The sequence below is a fragment of the Azohydromonas caseinilytica genome, from assembly GCF_012927045.1.
In the GTDB taxonomy this organism is placed as follows: domain Bacteria; phylum Pseudomonadota; class Gammaproteobacteria; order Burkholderiales; family Burkholderiaceae_C; genus Azohydromonas; species Azohydromonas caseinilytica.
The window spans coordinates 233,458-250,641 of record NZ_JABBFW010000002.1 but is presented as its reverse complement, the minus strand read 5'-3'; the positions used below and the strand labels follow the sequence as shown (position 1 = coordinate 250,641).

Genomic DNA, 17,184 nt, shown 5'->3' with positions numbered 1-17,184 from the left:
CGCGCGCGGCGGTCCCTTTGTCGCTTGTGCCCGGGGCCCGGCGGGCCCGGGATCAATGCCGGGGGTTCAGTTGCGATCGGCGCGCGGGGTGCGCGTGCCGGTGCCGTAGCTGCCGCCCGACGAGCCGGTGCTGCCGGACATGCCGGTGCTGCCCGAGGAGCCCGTGCCACCGGTGCCGCTGCCCATGCTGCTGCCCGTCGTGCCCGTCGTGCCCGACGCGTTGTTGCCCATGGTGCCCGGGGTGGTGCCCATGTTGCCGGAGGTGTTGTCGCCGGTGACCCCGGTGCTGCTGGAGCCCGTGCCCGACCCCGAGCCCATGCTGCCGGAGCTGGAGGTACCCGCGCCGGTGGTGGAGCCGGTCGAGCCGCTGGTGCCCGTGCTGCCGGCGCCCGCGCCGGTGACGCTGGGGCTGGTGGCGGTGTTGGGACCGCTCGGCGGCGGTGCGCCGACGGAGGTCGCGCCCGTGCCGGTGCTGCTGGGGCTGCTGCCGGTAGCGCCTGAGCTGGACGACTGCGCGTGGACGACGCCGACGGCCGCGACCGCGGAGATGGCTGCGGCCAGAAGGCTCTTGCGAAGGATGCTCATGTGATGGACTCCTGTGTGACGCCGACGCCGACGTCCGGCGGTGCGGAGCGTGTCGCTCCGCACCATCGGACGTCCCGTCTTGGCGCAACGGAGTTGGCAACGCACGTGCCCGGTGCACGGCGCTGCGGCTCCCGCCCTGTCGGCCGCTCCCGCTCAGGCGCGCACGAACAGCGTCACCAGCGGCTCGTCGCCGAGGGCGCGGCTGCGGTGGCCGTGCAGCGCCGGGTCGAACACCGTGCCCTCGGGCAGCGTGTCGGCCGAGTAGAAATGTTCGCCCGGGCCGAAGACGCGGCTGCTGCCGTCCTGCAGCCCGATCTCCATGCGCCCGCGCAGCACGAACAGCCACTGCGGATGGCCGGTGCAGTGGAAATCGCTCTGGAAGCCCACCGGGCTCTGGCGCAGTTGCAGCGCGGCGGCGGGCAGCAGCGCGGACAGCCGCGCCGCGGGCGTGCCCTCGCTCAGCGGAATCTGGACCTCGCGAAAGCGCGCGCGGCCGTCGGTGTCGGTGAAGAGTTGGACTTGGGTGAAGGTGCTCATGGCGCCGATTGTGGCCGTGCGCCGCTCCCCGGCCGGAGCCCCCTGGACCCTGCTGCATACTGCCGCCCCACCCCGGCGGCCGGGGCCCGTCGATGGCGGCGCCCGCGGCCGGCCCGTTGCTTCACCAGCCTTTCACGAAACTCATGAACAGCACTTCTCCCCACGACAAGGTCGCGCTCGTCACCGGCGCGGGCAGCGGCATCGGCAAGGCCTGCGCGCAGGCGCTGCTGCGCGACGGCTGGCGCGTGGTGCTGGCCGGACGGCGGCTGCAGCCGCTGCAGGACGCCATCGCCGAGGCGGGCGATCCGTGGGGCGACATCGGCACGCGCGCCCTGGCCGTGAGCGCGGACGTCGCCGACGCCGTGGCTGTTGAGCAGCTCTTCGACACACTGCAGCAGCGCTTCGGGCGGCTGGACCTGCTGTTCAACAACGCTGGCGTCTTCACCGCGCCCACGCCGCTGGAGGAGCTGTCGCCGGCGCAGTGGCGCTCGGCGCTGGACGTGAACCTGAGCGGCCCCTTGCTGTGCACGCAGCAGGCCTTCCGGCTGATGAAGCGGCAGGCGCCGCGCGGCGGGCGGATCATCAACAACGGCTCGATCTCGGCGCATGTGCCGCGGCCGCTGTCCTCGCCCTACACCATCACCAAGCACGCCATCAGCGGCCTCACGCGCGCGGCGGCGCTGGAGGGGCGCGCCTTCGACATCGCGGTGGGGCAGATCGACATCGGCAACGTCGCCACCGACATGACCGAGCTGATGGCCCAGGGCGCGATGCAGGCCGACGGCAGCGTGCGCCCCGAGCCGCGCATGCGCATGGACGCCGTGGTCAGCAGCTTCATGGCCATGGCACGGCTGCCGCTGGAAGCCAACGTGCTGACCATGACCGTGATGGCCACCGGCATGCCCTACGTGGGCCGGGGCTGAACGGACCCCGCAGCCCGCGCGCGCACGAAAGCCACGGCCACGCGCAGTGGCAGGCATAAAGAAAAAAGCCCTGCCGGGGAGGCAGGGCTTTTTCGGGATTGGTGGAGCCGGGGGGAATTGAACCCCCGTCCGCAAGCCATCACCGGACAGTTCTACATGCTTAGCTGGCTGATTTGAGTCTCGCCTCGCAGGTCGCGCAGCAGCACGCTACCTGCGAAGCCAGTCACTTGATCTCGCTACCGACCGAGTGACCCGGTCAGCAACCAGCCGATGTGAATGACCTCTCAGCCCTTGCGGGCCCGGCCCATCGGCCTGCCGTTGAGAGGCTCACCGGTGTTAAGCGGCGAGAGCGAAACGTTCGTCGTTCGCAGTTACTTTGTTCCAGTGGATTTACGAGCGAACTGGTGCTCGGCATGCCCTGCGCCGGATCCGCACCCACGTCGAAACCGGGTCGGCCCCTTTGCAAAGGAAGCTGGGATTTTAAGGCAGTCCCAGCCAGTTCAAGAGGTCAAAGGGCTTTTTCAGCACGACATCGGCGCCCCAGTCGTCAATGGGCTCGCGTTCGCCCAAATAGCCCCAGGCAGCCGCCAGCGTGCGCATGCCGGCGCTGCGGCCGGCCTGCACGTCGCGCAGATCGTCGCCGACGTAGATGCAGTTCTGCGGCGCCACGCCAATGCGGCGCGCCGCCTCCAGCAGCGGCTCGGGATGGGGCTTCGAATGCGGCGTGGTGTCGCCGCAGATCACCGCCGCGGCACGTTCATGCAGCGCCAGCCCCTGCACCACGGGCAGGGTGAAGCGCTCGTGCTTGTTGGTGACGATGCCCCAGGGCAGCGCCGCACGCTCCAGCGCCTGCAGCACGGGCACCATGTCCGCGAAGACGGCGGTGCGCTGCAACAGGCCCTGGGCGTAGCGCTGCAGGAACTCGTCACGCAGCGCCTCGAAATCGGTATCGCCCGGACTGACGGCGAAGGCCGCGTGCACCATGCCGCGCGCGCCGCTGCCCACCATGGGACGCAGCCGCTCGTAGGGCAGCGCGGACAGGCCGCGCGCCGCGCGCATGGCGTTGGCCGCGCCGGCCAGGTCGGGGGCGCTGTCGATGAGCGTGCCGTCGAGATCGAAGAGCACGCAACGAATGGAAGCGGTCATGGGCAGCCTCGTGGAGAGCATGGCGCCGCGGGCGGCAGGGCCCGCAGCCTGCGGCGTTCAGGCCGGCTTGCGCAGGGCGAAGAGGTAGTTGACGCTGGTGTCGTGCGTCAATGCGTAGCGGCGTGTGAAGGGGTTGTATTCCAGCCCGCGCGTGCGCTGCAGATCCAGCCCGGCATCGCGGCACCAGCGCGCGAGCTCGCTGGGACGGATGAACTTCTCGTACTCGTGCGTGCCGCGCGGCAGGAGGTTGAGCACGTACTCCGCGCCCACGATGGCGAACAGGAAGGCCTTGGGATTGCGGTTGAGCGTGGAGAAGAACAGCCAGCCGCCAGGCTTGACCAGCGTGGCGCAGGCGCGCACCACGGACTCCGGCGCGGGCACATGCTCCAGCATCTCCATGCAGGTCACCACGTCGTAGCGCGCCGGCTGCTCCGCCGCCAGCGCCTCCACGGCCACTTCACGGTAGTCCACGTTGTGCACGCCGGACTCCAGCGCATGCAGCTGCGCGACCTTCAGCGGCTTGGTGGCCAGATCGATGCCCAGCACCTGCGCGCCGCGCTGGGCCATGGCTTCGGCCAGGATGCCGCCGCCGCAGCCCACGTCAAGGACCTGCTTGTTGGCCAGCGGCACCAGCGACTCGATCCACTGCAGCCGCAGCGGGTTGATCTGGTGCAGGGGACGGAATTCGCTGTCAGGGTCCCACCAGCGGTGGGCGAGCTCGCTGAACTTGGCCAGCTCCTGGGGGTCGGCGTTGATCATGGCGCCCATCGTAGCCCTTCAGAAAAGCACAAACCCCGCCGGGGCGGGGTTTGCGACTCGACGGTCCGTGGACCGGATTACTTGGCGCGCGTGCCGACCACTTCGATCTCGACGCGGCGGTTCTTGGCGCGGCCTTCCGCGGTCTTGTTGTCGGCCACGGGCTGCTTCTCGCCCTTGCCTTCGGTGTAGACGCGGTTCTTTTCGACGCCCTTGCTCACCAGGTAGGCCTTGACGGCTTCGGCGCGGCGCACCGACAGGCGCTGGTTGTAGGCATCGGTGCCGACCGAGTCGGTGTGGCCGACGGCGATGATGACTTCCAGGTTCACGCCACCGGTCTTGGACACCAGGTCGTCGAGCTTGGCGCGGGCTTCGGGCTTGAGCACGGCCTTGTCGAAGTCGAAGAACGCGTCAGCGGCGTAGGTGACCTTCTCGCTCACCGGGGCCGGCGGCACGGCCGGGGCGGCCGGAGCCGGCGTGGGCGCCGGGGCCGGCGTGGTGACCGGAGCCGGAGCGGCGACCGGCTTCAGGGCGCCATCGCACTCCTGGGCCGCGGTGGCCGGCGTCCAGGAAGAGTCGCGCCAGCACAGTTCGTTGGTGCCGTTCTTGACCACCGTGCCATCCGTGGCACGCCAGTTGTCGACCGTCTGGGCAAAGGCGCTCGACAGCGGGGCAGCAAGCGCGGCGGATGCAAACAGCACCGCCACGGCGTTCAGTTTCTTCATTGATTCTCCTCTCAAGGAAAGCCGCAGGACTCTGCGAAACGTCCGAATCGGAAGCAAGAAAACCCGGCAAACACCCGGTCTCGCGAGCGATCACCACCGACGACCCATTGTGCCATCGGGGGCTTCTTGACCTGCCCATTTTGGCCCGGGCGCCCCAGCGCGGCGGCTCACCCTGTTGCGCCGGTGCTACAGGCCGCGCGGCTTAGAATCCTCGATCCGCTGCTTTCGCGGAGCCGGCCTTGCGCCCGCGCGCCTGCTGCCGCGCCCGTCGCCTCATGACCCAGTTCGCCAAGGAAACCCTGCCCATCAGCCTCGAAGAGGAGATGCGGCGCTCGTATCTCGATTACGCCATGAGCGTGATCGTGGGCCGCGCCCTGCCCGATGCGCGCGACGGCCTCAAGCCCGTGCACCGGCGTGTGCTCTACGCCATGCACGAGCTCAACAACGACTGGAACCGCCCGTACAAGAAGTCCGCCCGCATCGTCGGCGACGTCATCGGTAAGTACCACCCGCACGGCGACAGCGCCGTGTACGACACCATCGTGCGCATGGCCCAGGACTTCTCCCTGCGCCACATGCTGGTGGACGGGCAAGGCAACTTCGGCTCGGTCGACGGCGACAACGCCGCGGCCATGCGCTACACCGAGATCCGCCTCTCCAAGATCGCCCACGAGATGCTGGCCGACATCGACAAGGAAACCGTCGATTTCGGCCCCAACTACGACGGCTCCGAGAAGGAGCCGCTGGTGCTGCCCACGCGGCTGCCCAACCTGCTGGTCAACGGCAGCGCCGGCATCGCCGTGGGCATGGCCACCAACATCCCGCCGCACAACCTCAACGAGGTGGTGGACGCCTGCGCGCACCTGCTGGCGCACCCGCACGCCACGCTCGACGAGCTCATGGAGATCATCCCGGCGCCGGACTTTCCCACCGCCGGCATCATCTACGGCCTCTCCGGCGTGCGCGAGGGTTACCGCAGCGGCCGCGGCAAGGTGGTGATGCGTGCGCGCTGCCACTTCGAGGACATCGGCAAGAACGGCGAGCGCCAGGCCATCGTCGTCGACGAGATTCCTTACCAGGTCAACAAGAAGACGCTGCTGGAGCGCATCGCCGAGCTCGTCAACGAGAAGAAGCTCGAAGGCATCAGCCACATCCAGGACGAGTCCGACAAGTCCGGCATGCGCGTGGTGATCGAGCTCAAGCGCGGCGAGGTGCCGGAGGTCGTGCTCAACAACCTCTACAAGCAGACCCAGCTGCAGGACAGTTTCGGCATCAACATGGTCGCCCTGGTGGACGGCCAGCCCAAGCTGTGCAACCTCAAGCAGCTGCTGGAGATCTTCCTGGAGCACCGGCGCGAGGTCGTCACGCGGCGCACCGTGTACGAGCTGCGCCGCGCGCGCGAGCGCGGCCACGTGCTCGAAGGCCTGGCCGTGGCGCTGGCCAACATCGACGACTTCATCGCCATCATCAAGGCCGCGCCCACGCCGCCGCTGGCGCGCACGGAGCTGATGGCGCGCAGCTGGGACTCGTCGCTGGTGCGCGAGATGCTCGTGCGCGCCCAGGCCGACACGCCCGGCGGACGCGAGGCCTTCCGCCCCGAAGGCCTGCCTCTGCACTACGGGCTGCAGCCCGACGGCCTGTACCGGCTCTCCGACGAGCAGGCCGGCGAGATCCTGCAGATGCGGCTGCAGCGCCTCACGGGGCTGGAGCAGGACAAGATCATCGGCGAGTACCGCGACGTGATGGCCACCATCGCCGACCTGCTCGACATCCTGGCCAAGCCCGAGCGCGTGACGGCCATCATCGGCGGCGAGCTCAAGGCGCTGCGCGAGGAGTTCGGCCAGACCAAGGTCGGCGCGCGGCGCAGCACCATCGAGCACAACGTGCAGGAGCTCGGCACCGAGGACCTGATCACGCCCACCGACATGGTCGTGACGCTCTCGCACACGGGCTACATCAAGAGCCAGCCGCTGGCCGAGTACCGCGCCCAGCGCCGCGGCGGCCGCGGCAAGCAGGCGGCGCAGACCAAGGAAGACGACTGGATCGACCAGCTCTTCATCGCCAACACGCACGACTGGATCCTGTGCTTCTCCAACCGCGGGCGCGTGTACTGGCTCAAGGTCTACGAGGTGCCGCAGGGCGGGCGCGCCTCGCGCGGCAAGCCCATCGTCAACATGTTCCCGCTGCAGCCCGACGAGAAGATCACCGTCGTGCTGCCGCTCACGGGCGAGTTCCGCACCTTCCCCGGCGACCACTACGTGTTCATGGCCACCGCGCTGGGCACGGTCAAGAAGACGCCGCTGGACGAGTTCAGCAACCCGCGCAAGGCCGGCATCATCGCCGTCACGCTCGACGAGGGCGACTACCTGGTGGGCGCGGCGCTGACCGACGGCCAGCACGACGTGATGCTGTTCTCCGACGGCGGCAAGGCGGTGCGCTTCCCCGAGGACGACCTGCGTCCCATGGGCCGCGCCGCGCGCGGCAACCGCGGCATGAACCTGGAGCCGGGGCAGAGCGTGATCGCGATGCTGGTGGCCGAGGACGAGTCGCAGAGCGTGCTCACCGCCACCGAGAACGGCTACGGCAAGCGCACGCCCATCACCGAGTACACGCGCCATGGCCGCGGCACCAAGGGGATGATTGCCATCCAGCAGAGCGAGCGCAACGGCAAGGTCGTGGCCGCCACGCTGGTGCGCGAGGCCGACGAGATCATGCTCATCACCGACCGCGGCGTGCTGGTGCGCACCCGCGTGTCCGAGATCCGCGAGATGGGCCGCGCCACGCAGGGCGTGACGCTGATCGCGCTGGACGACGGCGCCCGCCTGGGCGGGCTGCAGCGCATCGTCGAGAACGATGCCAACGTGGACAGCACCGCGCCTGTCGAGGCCGGCGACGAGAACGACAACCCGGCCGCGCCCAAGGCCGGCGAGGAGAACAGCTGATGTGGAAATCGATCGCGCTGGCCGCGGCGCTGGCCGTGGCCGGCAGCGCCCATGCCCAGACCAAGAGCGAGCTGGTGCAGAAGGCGGTGCAGCTGCAGCTGCAGGGCGCCGAAGGCGTGGGCCGTGCCATCGCGCTGCAGACCGCCAACCAGCTGCTGCAGGCCGTCATCCCGGCGCTGCAGGCCGCCCCGGCCGACAAGCGCGAAGCCGCCGCCAAGGACATCCAGGCCGAGGTGCGCAAGTTCCATGACGAGATCGAGCCGACGCTGCGCAAGCGCGCCGCCGAGCTCGCGCCCTCGACGCTGGGCGCCATCCTGGACTCGCGCTTCAGCGAGGACGAGCTCAAGACCATCATTGCCTGGATGGAATCGCCGGTGTCGAAGAAGTTCGAGCAGGCGACGCCCGAGATGCAGCAGGCCCTGACGCAAAAGCTGGTGACCGAGACCAAGTCCACCGTCGATCCGCGCATCAAGACCCTGGAAGGCAAGATCCGCAAGCGGCTGGAAACCGCCGGCGTGAGCCTGCCGCCCTCGGCCAGCGCCCCCAAGAAGTAAGCCAGCGATGAAGCAGCGTCCCTACAACTTCTCCGCCGGCCCCGCGGCGCTGCCGGCCGAGGTGCTGGAGCAGGCCGCCGCCGAGATGCTGGACTGGCATGGCAGCGGCATGGGCGTGATGGAGATGAGCCATCGCGGCAAGGAATTCATCGCCATCGCCCACCAGGCCGAGGCCGACCTGCGCCGGCTGCTGGCGGTGCCGCCGAACTTCCACATCCTGTTCATGCAGGGCGGCGGCCTGGCCGAGAACGCCATCGTGCCGCTGAACCTCTCGGGCGGCGCCGCGGCGGACTTCGTCGTCACCGGCAGCTGGTCGCAGAAGTCGTTCAAGGAGGCGAAGAAGTACTGCGACGCGCAGCTCGCCGCCGCCAACACCGCCGCCGACGGCAGCCACACCACCCTGCCCGACCCGGCGACCTGGAGGCTGCGCCGCGAGGCGCGCTACCTGCACCTCTGCAGCAACGAGACCATTCACGGCATCGAGTTCCACGAGCTGCCCGACCTGAAAAGCCTGGGCAGCGACGCGCCGCTGGTGGTGGACTGCTCCTCGCACATCCTCTCGCGCGCCATCGACTGGTCGCGCGTGGGGCTGGCCTTCGCCGGCGCGCAGAAGAACATCGGCCCGGCCGGGCTGACCATCGTCATGGTGCGCGAGGACCTGGTCGGCCACGCGCTGCCGGTGTGCCCCTCGGCCTTCGACTACAAGACCGTGGCCGAGCACGGCTCGATGTTCAACACGCCGCCGACCTACGCCATCTACATCGCCGGGCTGGTGTTCCAGTGGCTGCTGCGCCAGGGCGGCGTGGCGGAGATGGAGCGGCGCGCCGTCCAGAAGGCCGAGCTGCTCTACGGCGCCATCGACGCCTCGGGCTTCTACAGCAACAAGGTCGAGCGCAGCTGCCGCTCGCGCATGAACGTGCCCTTCTTCATGCCCGACGAGCGGCTGTACGCCCCGTTCCTCGAAGGCGCGGTGGCGCGCGGGCTGCTGCAGCTCAAGGGCCACAAGTCCGTGGGCGGCCTGCGCGCCTCCATTTACAACGCCATGCCGCTCGAAGGCGTGCAGGCGCTGGTGTCCTACATGACCGAGTTCCAGGCCCGCCATGGCTGACGCTTCCCTGCCCCAAGACCTGCCCGGGCTGCGCGCCCACATCGACGCGGTGGACCGCGAGCTGCTGGCCCTGATCAACCGCCGCGCCGCGCTGGCGCAGGCCGTGGGCGAGATCAAGAAGAAGGAAGGCTCGCCGGTGTTCCGCCCCGAGCGCGAGCAGCAGGTGATCGAGGGCCTCAAGGCCGTCAACCCGGGCCCGCTCAAGAACGAGAGCCTGGCCCCGATCTGGCGCGAGGTGATGGCGGCTTGCCGCGCGCTGGAAACGCCCACGCGCGTGGCCTTCCTGGGCCCGGCGGGCACCTTCACCGAGGAAGCCGCGCTCAACTACTTCGGCAGCACCATCGTGCGCGTGCCCTGCGCCAGCATCGACGAGGTGTTCCGCGCCACCAGCGCCGGCTCGGCCGACTTCGGCGTGGTGCCGGTGGAGAACTCCACCGAGGGTGCCGTGGCGCGCACCATGGACCTGTTCCTCACCACGCCGCTGACCATCGTCGGCGAGACCAGCCTGCTGGTGCGCCACAACCTGCTGCGCCTGCGCGAGGAGCTGGACGGCATCCAGGCCGTGTGCGCGCACCCGCAGGCGCTGGCGCAGTGTCACGAATGGCTGTCGCGGCACCTGCCGGGCGTGGAGCGGCGTCCCGTCAGCAGCAATGCCGAGGGCGCGCGCATGGCGGCCCAGGACCCGTCGCTGGCGGCGCTGGCCAGCACGCGCGCGGCCAACGAGTTCGGGCTGCACGTGCTGGCCCCGGGCGTGCAGGACGACCCGCTCAACCGCACCCGCTTCGTGATGGTGGCCGACCCGCAGCGCCAGAGCCTGCCCGCCCCTTCCGGCATGGATTGCACCAGCCTGGTGGTGGCGGTGGCCAACCGTCCCGGCGCGATGGTGGACCTGCTGGTGCCGCTCAAGGAGGCCGGCGTGTCGATGAGCCGCTTCGAGTCGCGCCCGGCGCGCTCGGGCCAGTGGGAGTACTACTTCTACATCGACCTGCAGGGCCACCCCGAGGAGCCCCATGTCGCGCAGGCGCTGCAGGCGCTGCGCGCGCATTGCAGCTTCTTCAAGCTGCTGGGCGGCTACCCGCTGGACCGGCACTGACATGCGCATCGAGCGGCTGGCGCTGGTGGGCTGCGGCCTGATGGGCGGCTCCTTCGCCCTGGCGCTGCGGCGCGCGGGCCTGGTTCACCACGTCGTGAGCTGCGGCCCGGACACCGCCGCGCTGGAGGAAGCCCGCCGCCTGGGCGTGATCGACGAGATCGCGCCCTGCGCCGCGCAGGCGGCGCAGGGCGCGGACCTGGTGCTGGTGGCCGTGCCGGTGAAGGCCGCCGAAGGCGTGCTGGCCGAGGTCGCCCCGGTGCTGGGCCCGGACGCGCTGCTGATGGACGTGGGCAGCACCAAGCGCGACGTGGCCGCCTCGGCGCGGCGCGTGCTGGGCGAGCGCCTGGCCCGTTTCGTGCCCGCGCACCCCATCGCCGGCAAGGAAACCGCGGGCGTGGCCCATGCCGACGCTGCGCTCTACGCCGGGCGCCAGGCCATCCTCACGCCGCTGCCCGAGAACCCGCCGGCCCTGGTGCAGCGCGCCGCGGCGCTGTGGGAGGCCATCGGCGCACGCGTGCGCTGCATGCGCCCCGAGGCGCATGACGCCGCCTTCGCCGCCGTGAGCCACCTGCCCCACTTGCTGGCCTACGCCTTCTTCGACGGTGTCGCGCAGCAGCCCGAAGGGGCGGATTTCCTGGCCCTGGCCGGCCCGGGCTTCCGCGACTTCACGCGCATCGCCGCCAGCGACCCGGCGGTGTGGCGCGACATCCTGCTCACCAACCGCGACGAGGTGCTGCGCCAGGCCCGGCAGTTCCGCCAGGCGCTCGACGGCTTCGAGCAGCTGCTGCGCTCGGGCGATGCCGTGGCGCTGGAAGACCACATCCGCCAAGTGGCGCACGCGCGTGCGCGCTGGCACCTGGGCGCGCCGCCCTCACCCTCCCGCTGAAACACCTTGGCGCGCCGTGTCGCCGCGGCGCGCAACTGACGCGATCCGCCGCATGTACGACATCCCCTTCCTCGACCTGCCCCCGCTCACCGGTGCCGCCGGCACCGTGCGCCTGCCGGGCTCCAAGAGCATCTCCAACCGCGTGCTGCTGCTGGCCGGCCTGTGCGAGGGCCAGACCCTGGTGCACGACCTGCTGGACTCGGACGACACCCGCGTGATGCTGGAGGCGCTGCGCCGCCTGGGCTGCGGCGTGGAGGCGGATGCGAAGGGCCCGCTGCGCGTCACCGGCCTGGGCGGCCGGCTGCGCGAGCACGCGGCCGAGTTGTTCCTGGGCAACGCCGGCACGGCGATGCGCCCGCTCACCGCGGCGCTGGCGCTGCTGGCGGCCACGCAGGGCGGCAGCTTCGAGCTCTCGGGCGTGCCGCGCATGCACGAGCGCCCCATCGGCGACCTGGTGGACGCGCTGCGGCAGCTGGGCTGCGGCGTGGACTACCTGGGCCAGGACGGCTACCCGCCGCTGCGCCTCAAGGGCAGCGCCGGCGGCCGGGCGCACACCGCCGCGCCCATCCGCGTGCGCGGCGACGTCTCCAGCCAGTTCCTCACCGCGCTGCTGCTGGCGCTGCCGCTGGTGAGCCAGGACGCACCCGTCACGGTCGAGGTGCAGGGCGAGCTGATCTCCAAGCCCTACATCGACATCACGCTCAAGCTGCTGGCGCGCTTCGGCATCGCCGTGCAGCGCGAGGGCTGGGAGCGCTTCACCATCCCGCAGGGCAGCGCCTACCGCTCGCCGGGCGAGATCTACGTCGAGGGCGACGCCTCCTCGGCCTCGTACTTCGTGGCGCTGGGCGCGATCGCGGCCACCGACAAGCCGGTGCGCATCGAGGGCGTGGGCAGCGAGTCGATCCAGGGCGACGTGGCCTTCGTGGACGCCGCGCGCGCCATGGGCGCGCGGGTGACGCTGGAACCCAACGCCATCGAGGTGCAGCGCGGGCAATGGCCGCTGCGCGCGATCGAACTGGACTGCAACCACATTCCCGACGCGGCCATGACGCTGGCGGTGATGGCGCTGTACGCGCGCGGCAGCACGCGGCTGACCAACATCGCCAGCTGGCGCGTCAAGGAGACCGACCGCATCGCCGCCATGGCCGCGGAGCTGCGCAAGGTGGGCGCTACGGTGGTGGAAGGCGCCGACTTCATCGAGGTCACGCCGCCGGCACTGTCGGGCTGGCGGCCCGCGGCGATCCACACCTACGACGACCACCGCATGGCGATGTGCCTGTCGCTGGCGGCCTTCAACCCGCTGGCCGACGCGGAGCCGCCGGTGCCGGTGCGCATCCTCGACCCGAGGTGCGTGGGCAAGACCTTCCCGGACTATTTCGAGACGCTGTTCCAGCTTGCCGGCACCGAACGCGCGCTGGTGCCGGTGATCACCATCGACGGCCCCACCGCCTCGGGCAAGGGCACGCTGGCGAGCTCGGTGGCGCGGGCGCTGGGCTACCACACGCTGGACTCGGGCTCGCTCTACCGCGTCACGGCGCTGGCGGCGCTCGCCCGCGGCGTGGACACCACCGACGGGCCGGCCATGGCCGCGCTGGCACGCGGGCTGAACCTGCGCTTCGAGGGCGAGCGGCTGTGGCTGGACGGCCAGGACGTCAGCGGCGAGCTGCGCCGCGAGGAGGTCGGCACCACGGCCTCGCGCATCTCGGCGCTGCCCGAGCTGCGCGCCGCGCTGTACGCGGTGCAGCTGGCGTTCCGGCGCGCGCCGGGGCTGGTGGCCGACGGGCGCGACATGGGCACCGTCATCTTCCCGGACGCGCCGCTGAAGGTCTTTTTGACCGCCAGTCCGGCCATGCGCGCCGAGCGCCGGTATAAGCAATTGATTTCAAAAGGAATTTCTGCTAGTATCGACGAGCTCCGGGCCGACCTGGAGGCGCGTGACGAGCGGGATCGCAACCGCCAGATCGCGCCGCTGAAGCCGGCCGAGGACGCGCTGCTGCTGGACAACTCGGCGCAGACGGTGGAGGCCTCGACCGCCATCGTGCTGCAGTGGTGGGCACAGCGCGGACCGTTCGCGGACGGCGGCACGCCGCAGTCCTGACGACACCGGAGCACCCGGGCCCGCTGGCCCGCTGCCTTCGCACCGCCTGGGCAGTTTCCCCGCACCGCAAGGCGCGCCGGGGCAGCGGATTCGCAACCTAACCCCGCAACGGCAGTTGCAAGCAAACGCCGGCACCGCTTCCGACGCGGCCCCCGGCCAGGAAACACCCACATGATGGATACCCAAACCGCCACCCAGGGCGGCGAGTCTTTTGCCGCCCTGTTCGAAGAAAGCCTGCAGCAGCGCGACATGCGCGCCGGCGAGGTGATCTCTGCCGAAGTGGTGCGCATCGAGCACAACTTCGTGGTGGTCAATGCCGGCCTCAAGTCCGAGGCCTACGTTCCCATCGAAGAATTCAAGAACGACCAGGGCGAGGTCGAAGTGCAGGTCGGCGACTTCGTGTCGGTGGCCATCGACGCCCTGGAAAACGGCTACGGCGACACGATCCTGTCGCGTGACAAGGCCAAGCGCCTGGCCTCGTGGCTGTCGCTGGAAAACGCCCTGGAGTCCGGCGAGTTCGTCACCGGCACCGTCTCCGGCAAGGTCAAGGGCGGCCTGACCGTGCTGGTCAACGGCATCCGCGCCTTCCTGCCCGGCTCGCTCATCGACACCCGCCCCGTCAAGGACCTGACTCCTTACGAGGGCAAGACGATGGAGTTCAAGGTCATCAAGCTCGACCGCAAGCGCAACAACGTGGTGCTGAGCCGCCGCGCGGTGGTCGAAGCCTCGATGGGCGAAGAGCGCGCCAAGCTGCTGGAGACGCTGACCGAGGGCGCCATCGTCCACGGCGTGGTGAAGAACATCACCGAGTACGGTGCCTTCGTGGACCTGGGCGGCATCGACGGCCTGCTGCACATCACCGACATGGCCTGGCGCCGTGTGCGTCACCCGAGCGAAGTGGTCCAGGTGGGCCAGGAGCTCGACGCCAAGGTGCTGAAGTTCGACGCCGAGAAGAACCGCGTCTCGCTGGGCCTGAAGCAGCTGGGCGACGACCCCTGGCACGGCGTGTCGCGCCGCTACCCGGCCGGCACCCGCCTGTTCGGCAAGGTCACCAACATCGCCGACTACGGCGCGTTCGTGGAGATCGAGCCGGGCATCGAAGGCCTGGTGCACGTCTCCGAGATGGACTGGACCAACAAGAACGTCGCTCCCGCCAAGGTCGTGTCCCTGGGCGAGGAAGTCGAAGTCATGGTCCTGGAGATCGACGAGGATAAGCGCCGCATCTCTCTGGGCATGAAGCAGTGCAAGCCCAACCCCTGGGAAGAGTTCGCCGAGACCGTCAAGCGCGGCGACAAGGTCAAGGGCCCCGTCAAGTCGATCACCGACTTCGGCGTGTTCGTCGGCCTGGCGCAGGGCATCGACGGCCTGGTGCACCTCTCCGACCTGTCCTGGAACGAGCCCGGCGAAGCCGCCGTGCGCAACTTCAAGAAGGGCCAGGAAGTCGAGGCCGTGGTGCTGGCCGTGGACGTGGAGCGCGAGCGCATCAGCCTGGGCATCAAGCAGCTCGACGGCGACCCGTTCGCCACCTTCACCACGCTCAATGACCGCGGCTCGCTGGTCAGCGGCAAGGTGAAGACGGTCGACCCGCGCGGCGCCGAGATCCAGCTGACCGAGGACGTGACGGGCTACCTGCGCGCTTCCGAGATCAGCCGCGACCGCGTCGAGGACGCGCGCAACGTGCTCAAGGAAGGCGACGACGTCAACGCCATGATCATCAACATCGACCGCAAGACGCGTTCGATCCAGCTGTCGATCAAGGCCAAGGACAACGTCGAGCAGCAGGAAGCCATGCAGCGCCTGTCGCAGAGCAACGAGCGCGAAACCGCCGGCACGACCAGCCTGGGCGCCCTGCTGCGCGCCAAGCTGGACAACCGCGACAACGGCTGAGACTGAAGGCGCCCGACGGTCATGACCCGTTCCGACCTCGTGGCCGAGCTGGCCGAGCGCTTCGGCCAGCTCACCCACCGCGACACCGAGTTCGCGGTCAAGACCATCCTCGACGCGATGTCCGACGCCCTGGCGCGCGGGCACCGCATCGAGATCCGGGGCTTTGGCAGCTTCTCGATCAACCGGCGCCCGCCGCGCATGGGGCGCAATCCCCGCAGCGGCGAGCCGGTGCTGATCCCCGAGAAGCTGGTGCCGCATTTCAAGCCCGGCAAGGCGCTGCGCGAGGCGGTGGACGCCAACGTCCCCGTCGCGCCGGAGCCCGCCGAGCTCGCGGCCGGCTGATCCAGGCCCGGCCCCGGTCCGGTCCCTCATTCGCACCAGCGGCGCCTTCGGGCGCCGTTTGCTTTTGGGCACCGCGCCGGCCCGGCACGGGCCTGCCGCGGCGCAAAGGCCGCCCGTGAGCGCTCGCTAGAATCGCCCGCCCATGCGCCTCCTCGTCTGGCTCCTGCGGGCCTTCCTCTTCTTCGCGCTTTTCGCGTTCGCCCTCAACAACCGCCACACCGCCACCGTGCACTGGTTCTTCGGCCAGGCCTGGCACGCGCCGCTGGTCATCGTGGTGCTGGCGGCCTTTGCCGCGGGCTGCGCCGTGGGCGTGCTGGCCATGGTGCCGTCCTGGTGGCACCACCGGCGCCAAGCCACGCGCCAGACCGACACCGCCACGCCCGCCGCGGCCGCCACCCCGGTGTCGGGCGTGGCCGAGCCGATCCCCGAACACCCGCCGCGCGAGGGACTCTGAACATGGTGCTCGACCCCCTGTGGCTGCTGCTGGCGCTGCCGGTGGCCTTCGCGCTGGGCTGGCTGGCCTCGCGGCTGGAAATGCGGCAATGGGTGCGCGAGCAGCGCGACGCGCCCAAGGCCTATTTCAAGGGCCTGAACCTGCTGCTCAACGAGCAGCAGGACAAGGCCATCGACGCCTTCGTCGAGGCGGTGCAGGACGACCCGCACAGCGCCGATCTGCATTTCGCCCTGGGCAACCTGTTCCGCCGCCGCGGCGAGTTCGAGCGCGCCGTGCGCGTGCACCAGCACCTGCTGCGCCGCGGCGACCTCTCCACCGGCGAGCGCGAGCGCGCACAGCACGCGCTGGCGCAGGACTTCATGAAGGCGGGCCTGTTCGACCGCGCCGAGGAGGCCTTCCGCGCGCTGGAGGGCACGCCCTTCGACACGGAGGCCCGGCTGGCGCTGCTGACGCTGCACGAGCGCTCGCGCGACTGGCGCGCCGCCGCCGAGGTGGCGGCGCGGCTGGAGAAGAGCGGCATCGGCTCCTTCGCCACGCGCATCGGGCACTACTGGTGCGAGGTGGCGCAGGAGGCCGACGCCCGCGGCGATGCCGAGGGCGCGCAGGCCGCGCTGCAGCGCGCGCGCGAGGTGGCGCCGACGGCGCCGCGGCCCTGGCTGCTGGAAGGCGAGCGGCACCTGCGCGCCGGCCGCGTGGCCCAGGCGCTGCAGGCCTGGGACGAGCTGCGCGCCCGCCATCCCGGCACCTTCCCGCTGGTGGCCGCGGCCTACGCCCAGGCGGCGCTGACGGCCGGACAGCGCGCCCATGCGCGCGAGCAGCTGGAGCTGGTCTACGCCCAGCAGCCCGACACCAACCTGCTGGCCGCGCTGCGCAAGCTCGACACGCCCGAGCAGGCCGCGCAGCGGCTGCTGGACCACCTGCGCCAGCAGCCGGCGCTGTCGGTGGCGGCGCAGGTGCTGGAGCTGCCGCCGGCCGACTGGGCCGAGGACACCCGGCCGCAGCTGCAGGCCAGCGTCGCGCGCGCGGCGCAGCCGATGCAGCGCTACCGCTGCGCCGCCTGCGGCTTCGAGGCCCGCAACTATTTCTGGCAATGCCCCGGCTGCCAGGGCTGGGACACCTACCCGCCGCGGCGCATCGAAGATCTTTGA

General features: G+C 70.5%; 16 protein-coding genes and 1 other RNA gene. 11 read left to right on the top strand and 6 right to left on the bottom strand.

Features of this window, described 5'->3' with window-relative positions:
* Nucleotides 1–66: 66 nt before the first annotated feature.
* Both HHL10_RS04220 and HHL10_RS04215 read right to left on the bottom strand, forming a co-directional pair.
* Entirely contained in the window at nt 67–585 is a 519-nt protein-coding gene (locus HHL10_RS04220; RefSeq protein WP_169159094.1) for a hypothetical protein, read from the bottom strand.
* 153 nt (nt 586–738) lie between these two features.
* Nucleotides 739–1,122, bottom strand: a complete 384-nt coding sequence (locus HHL10_RS04215) for a cupin domain-containing protein (protein WP_169159093.1) — start codon at nt 1,120–1,122, stop codon at nt 739–741.
* 143 nt (nt 1,123–1,265) lie between these two features.
* Between HHL10_RS04215 and HHL10_RS04210 the strand changes: the two genes are divergently transcribed.
* A complete protein-coding gene (locus HHL10_RS04210; RefSeq protein ID WP_169159092.1) occupies nt 1,266–2,045 on the top strand; it encodes an SDR family oxidoreductase in 780 nt (259 codons plus the stop codon).
* A 99-nt stretch (nt 2,046–2,144) separates the two neighbouring features.
* On the opposite strand, the gene ssrA is transcribed toward HHL10_RS04210, so the two are convergent.
* From ssrA to ompA, 4 genes are all read right to left on the bottom strand, one after another.
* Nucleotides 2,145–2,504, bottom strand: a transfer-messenger RNA (tmRNA) gene (gene ssrA, locus HHL10_RS04205).
* A gap of 21 nt (nt 2,505–2,525) precedes the next feature.
* Nucleotides 2,526–3,191, bottom strand: a complete 666-nt coding sequence (gene gph / locus HHL10_RS04200; protein WP_169159091.1) for a phosphoglycolate phosphatase — start codon at nt 3,189–3,191, stop codon at nt 2,526–2,528.
* A gap of 57 nt (nt 3,192–3,248) precedes the next feature.
* Nucleotides 3,249–3,950, bottom strand: coding sequence for a bifunctional 2-polyprenyl-6-hydroxyphenol methylase/3-demethylubiquinol 3-O-methyltransferase UbiG (ubiG, locus tag HHL10_RS04195; RefSeq protein ID WP_169159090.1), 702 nt, complete (start codon nt 3,948–3,950; stop codon nt 3,249–3,251).
* A 77-nt stretch (nt 3,951–4,027) separates the two neighbouring features.
* Nucleotides 4,028–4,672: an outer membrane protein OmpA gene (ompA, locus tag HHL10_RS04190; protein ID WP_169159089.1), complete on the bottom strand. Its 645-nt coding sequence runs from the start codon at nt 4,670–4,672 to the stop codon at nt 4,028–4,030.
* A 275-nt stretch (nt 4,673–4,947) separates the two neighbouring features.
* On the opposite strand from ompA, the gene gyrA reads away from it, so the two are divergent.
* From gyrA to lapB, 10 genes are all read left to right on the top strand, one after another.
* Nucleotides 4,948–7,614 (top strand): DNA gyrase subunit A, encoded by a 2,667-nt coding sequence (gene gyrA / locus HHL10_RS04185; RefSeq protein WP_169159088.1) that lies wholly within the window; start codon nt 4,948–4,950, stop codon nt 7,612–7,614.
* Nucleotides 7,614–8,168, top strand: coding sequence for a DUF2059 domain-containing protein (locus HHL10_RS04180; RefSeq protein WP_169159087.1), 555 nt, complete (start codon nt 7,614–7,616; stop codon nt 8,166–8,168). The genes gyrA and HHL10_RS04180 overlap by 1 nt, the downstream gene beginning before the upstream one ends.
* A gap of 7 nt (nt 8,169–8,175) precedes the next feature.
* The gene (serC, locus tag HHL10_RS04175; RefSeq protein WP_169159086.1) at nt 8,176–9,276 is read left to right on the top strand and encodes a 3-phosphoserine/phosphohydroxythreonine transaminase; all 1,101 of its coding nucleotides are present in this window, start codon (nt 8,176–8,178) and stop codon (nt 9,274–9,276) included.
* Nucleotides 9,269–10,369 carry a prephenate dehydratase gene (gene pheA / locus HHL10_RS04170; RefSeq protein ID WP_205832903.1) on the top strand — a complete coding sequence of 367 codons (1,101 nt, stop codon included), beginning with the start codon at nt 9,269–9,271 and terminating at the stop codon, nt 10,367–10,369. Before serC ends, pheA begins: the two co-directional genes overlap by 8 nt.
* A 1-nt stretch (nt 10,370) precedes the next feature.
* The gene (locus HHL10_RS04165; RefSeq protein WP_169159085.1) at nt 10,371–11,255 is read left to right on the top strand and encodes a prephenate dehydrogenase; all 885 of its coding nucleotides are present in this window, start codon (nt 10,371–10,373) and stop codon (nt 11,253–11,255) included.
* 52 nt (nt 11,256–11,307) lie between these two features.
* On the top strand, nt 11,308–13,353 hold the full coding sequence (locus HHL10_RS04160; RefSeq protein WP_169159084.1) for a bifunctional 3-phosphoshikimate 1-carboxyvinyltransferase/cytidylate kinase: 2,046 nt from the start codon (nt 11,308–11,310) through the stop codon (nt 13,351–13,353).
* A gap of 171 nt (nt 13,354–13,524) precedes the next feature.
* Nucleotides 13,525–15,240 carry a 30S ribosomal protein S1 gene (gene rpsA, locus HHL10_RS04155; RefSeq protein ID WP_205832902.1) on the top strand — a complete coding sequence of 572 codons (1,716 nt, stop codon included), beginning with the start codon at nt 13,525–13,527 and terminating at the stop codon, nt 15,238–15,240.
* Between the two features lie 21 nt (nt 15,241–15,261).
* Entirely contained in the window at nt 15,262–15,582 is a 321-nt protein-coding gene (locus tag HHL10_RS04150) for an integration host factor subunit beta (RefSeq protein WP_169159083.1), read from the top strand.
* A gap of 142 nt (nt 15,583–15,724) precedes the next feature.
* Nucleotides 15,725–16,036: a LapA family protein gene (locus tag HHL10_RS04145; RefSeq protein ID WP_169159082.1), complete on the top strand. Its 312-nt coding sequence runs from the start codon at nt 15,725–15,727 to the stop codon at nt 16,034–16,036.
* Nucleotides 16,037–16,038: 2 nt separating this feature from the next.
* Entirely contained in the window at nt 16,039–17,184 is a 1,146-nt protein-coding gene (gene lapB / locus HHL10_RS04140; protein WP_169159081.1) for a lipopolysaccharide assembly protein LapB, read from the top strand.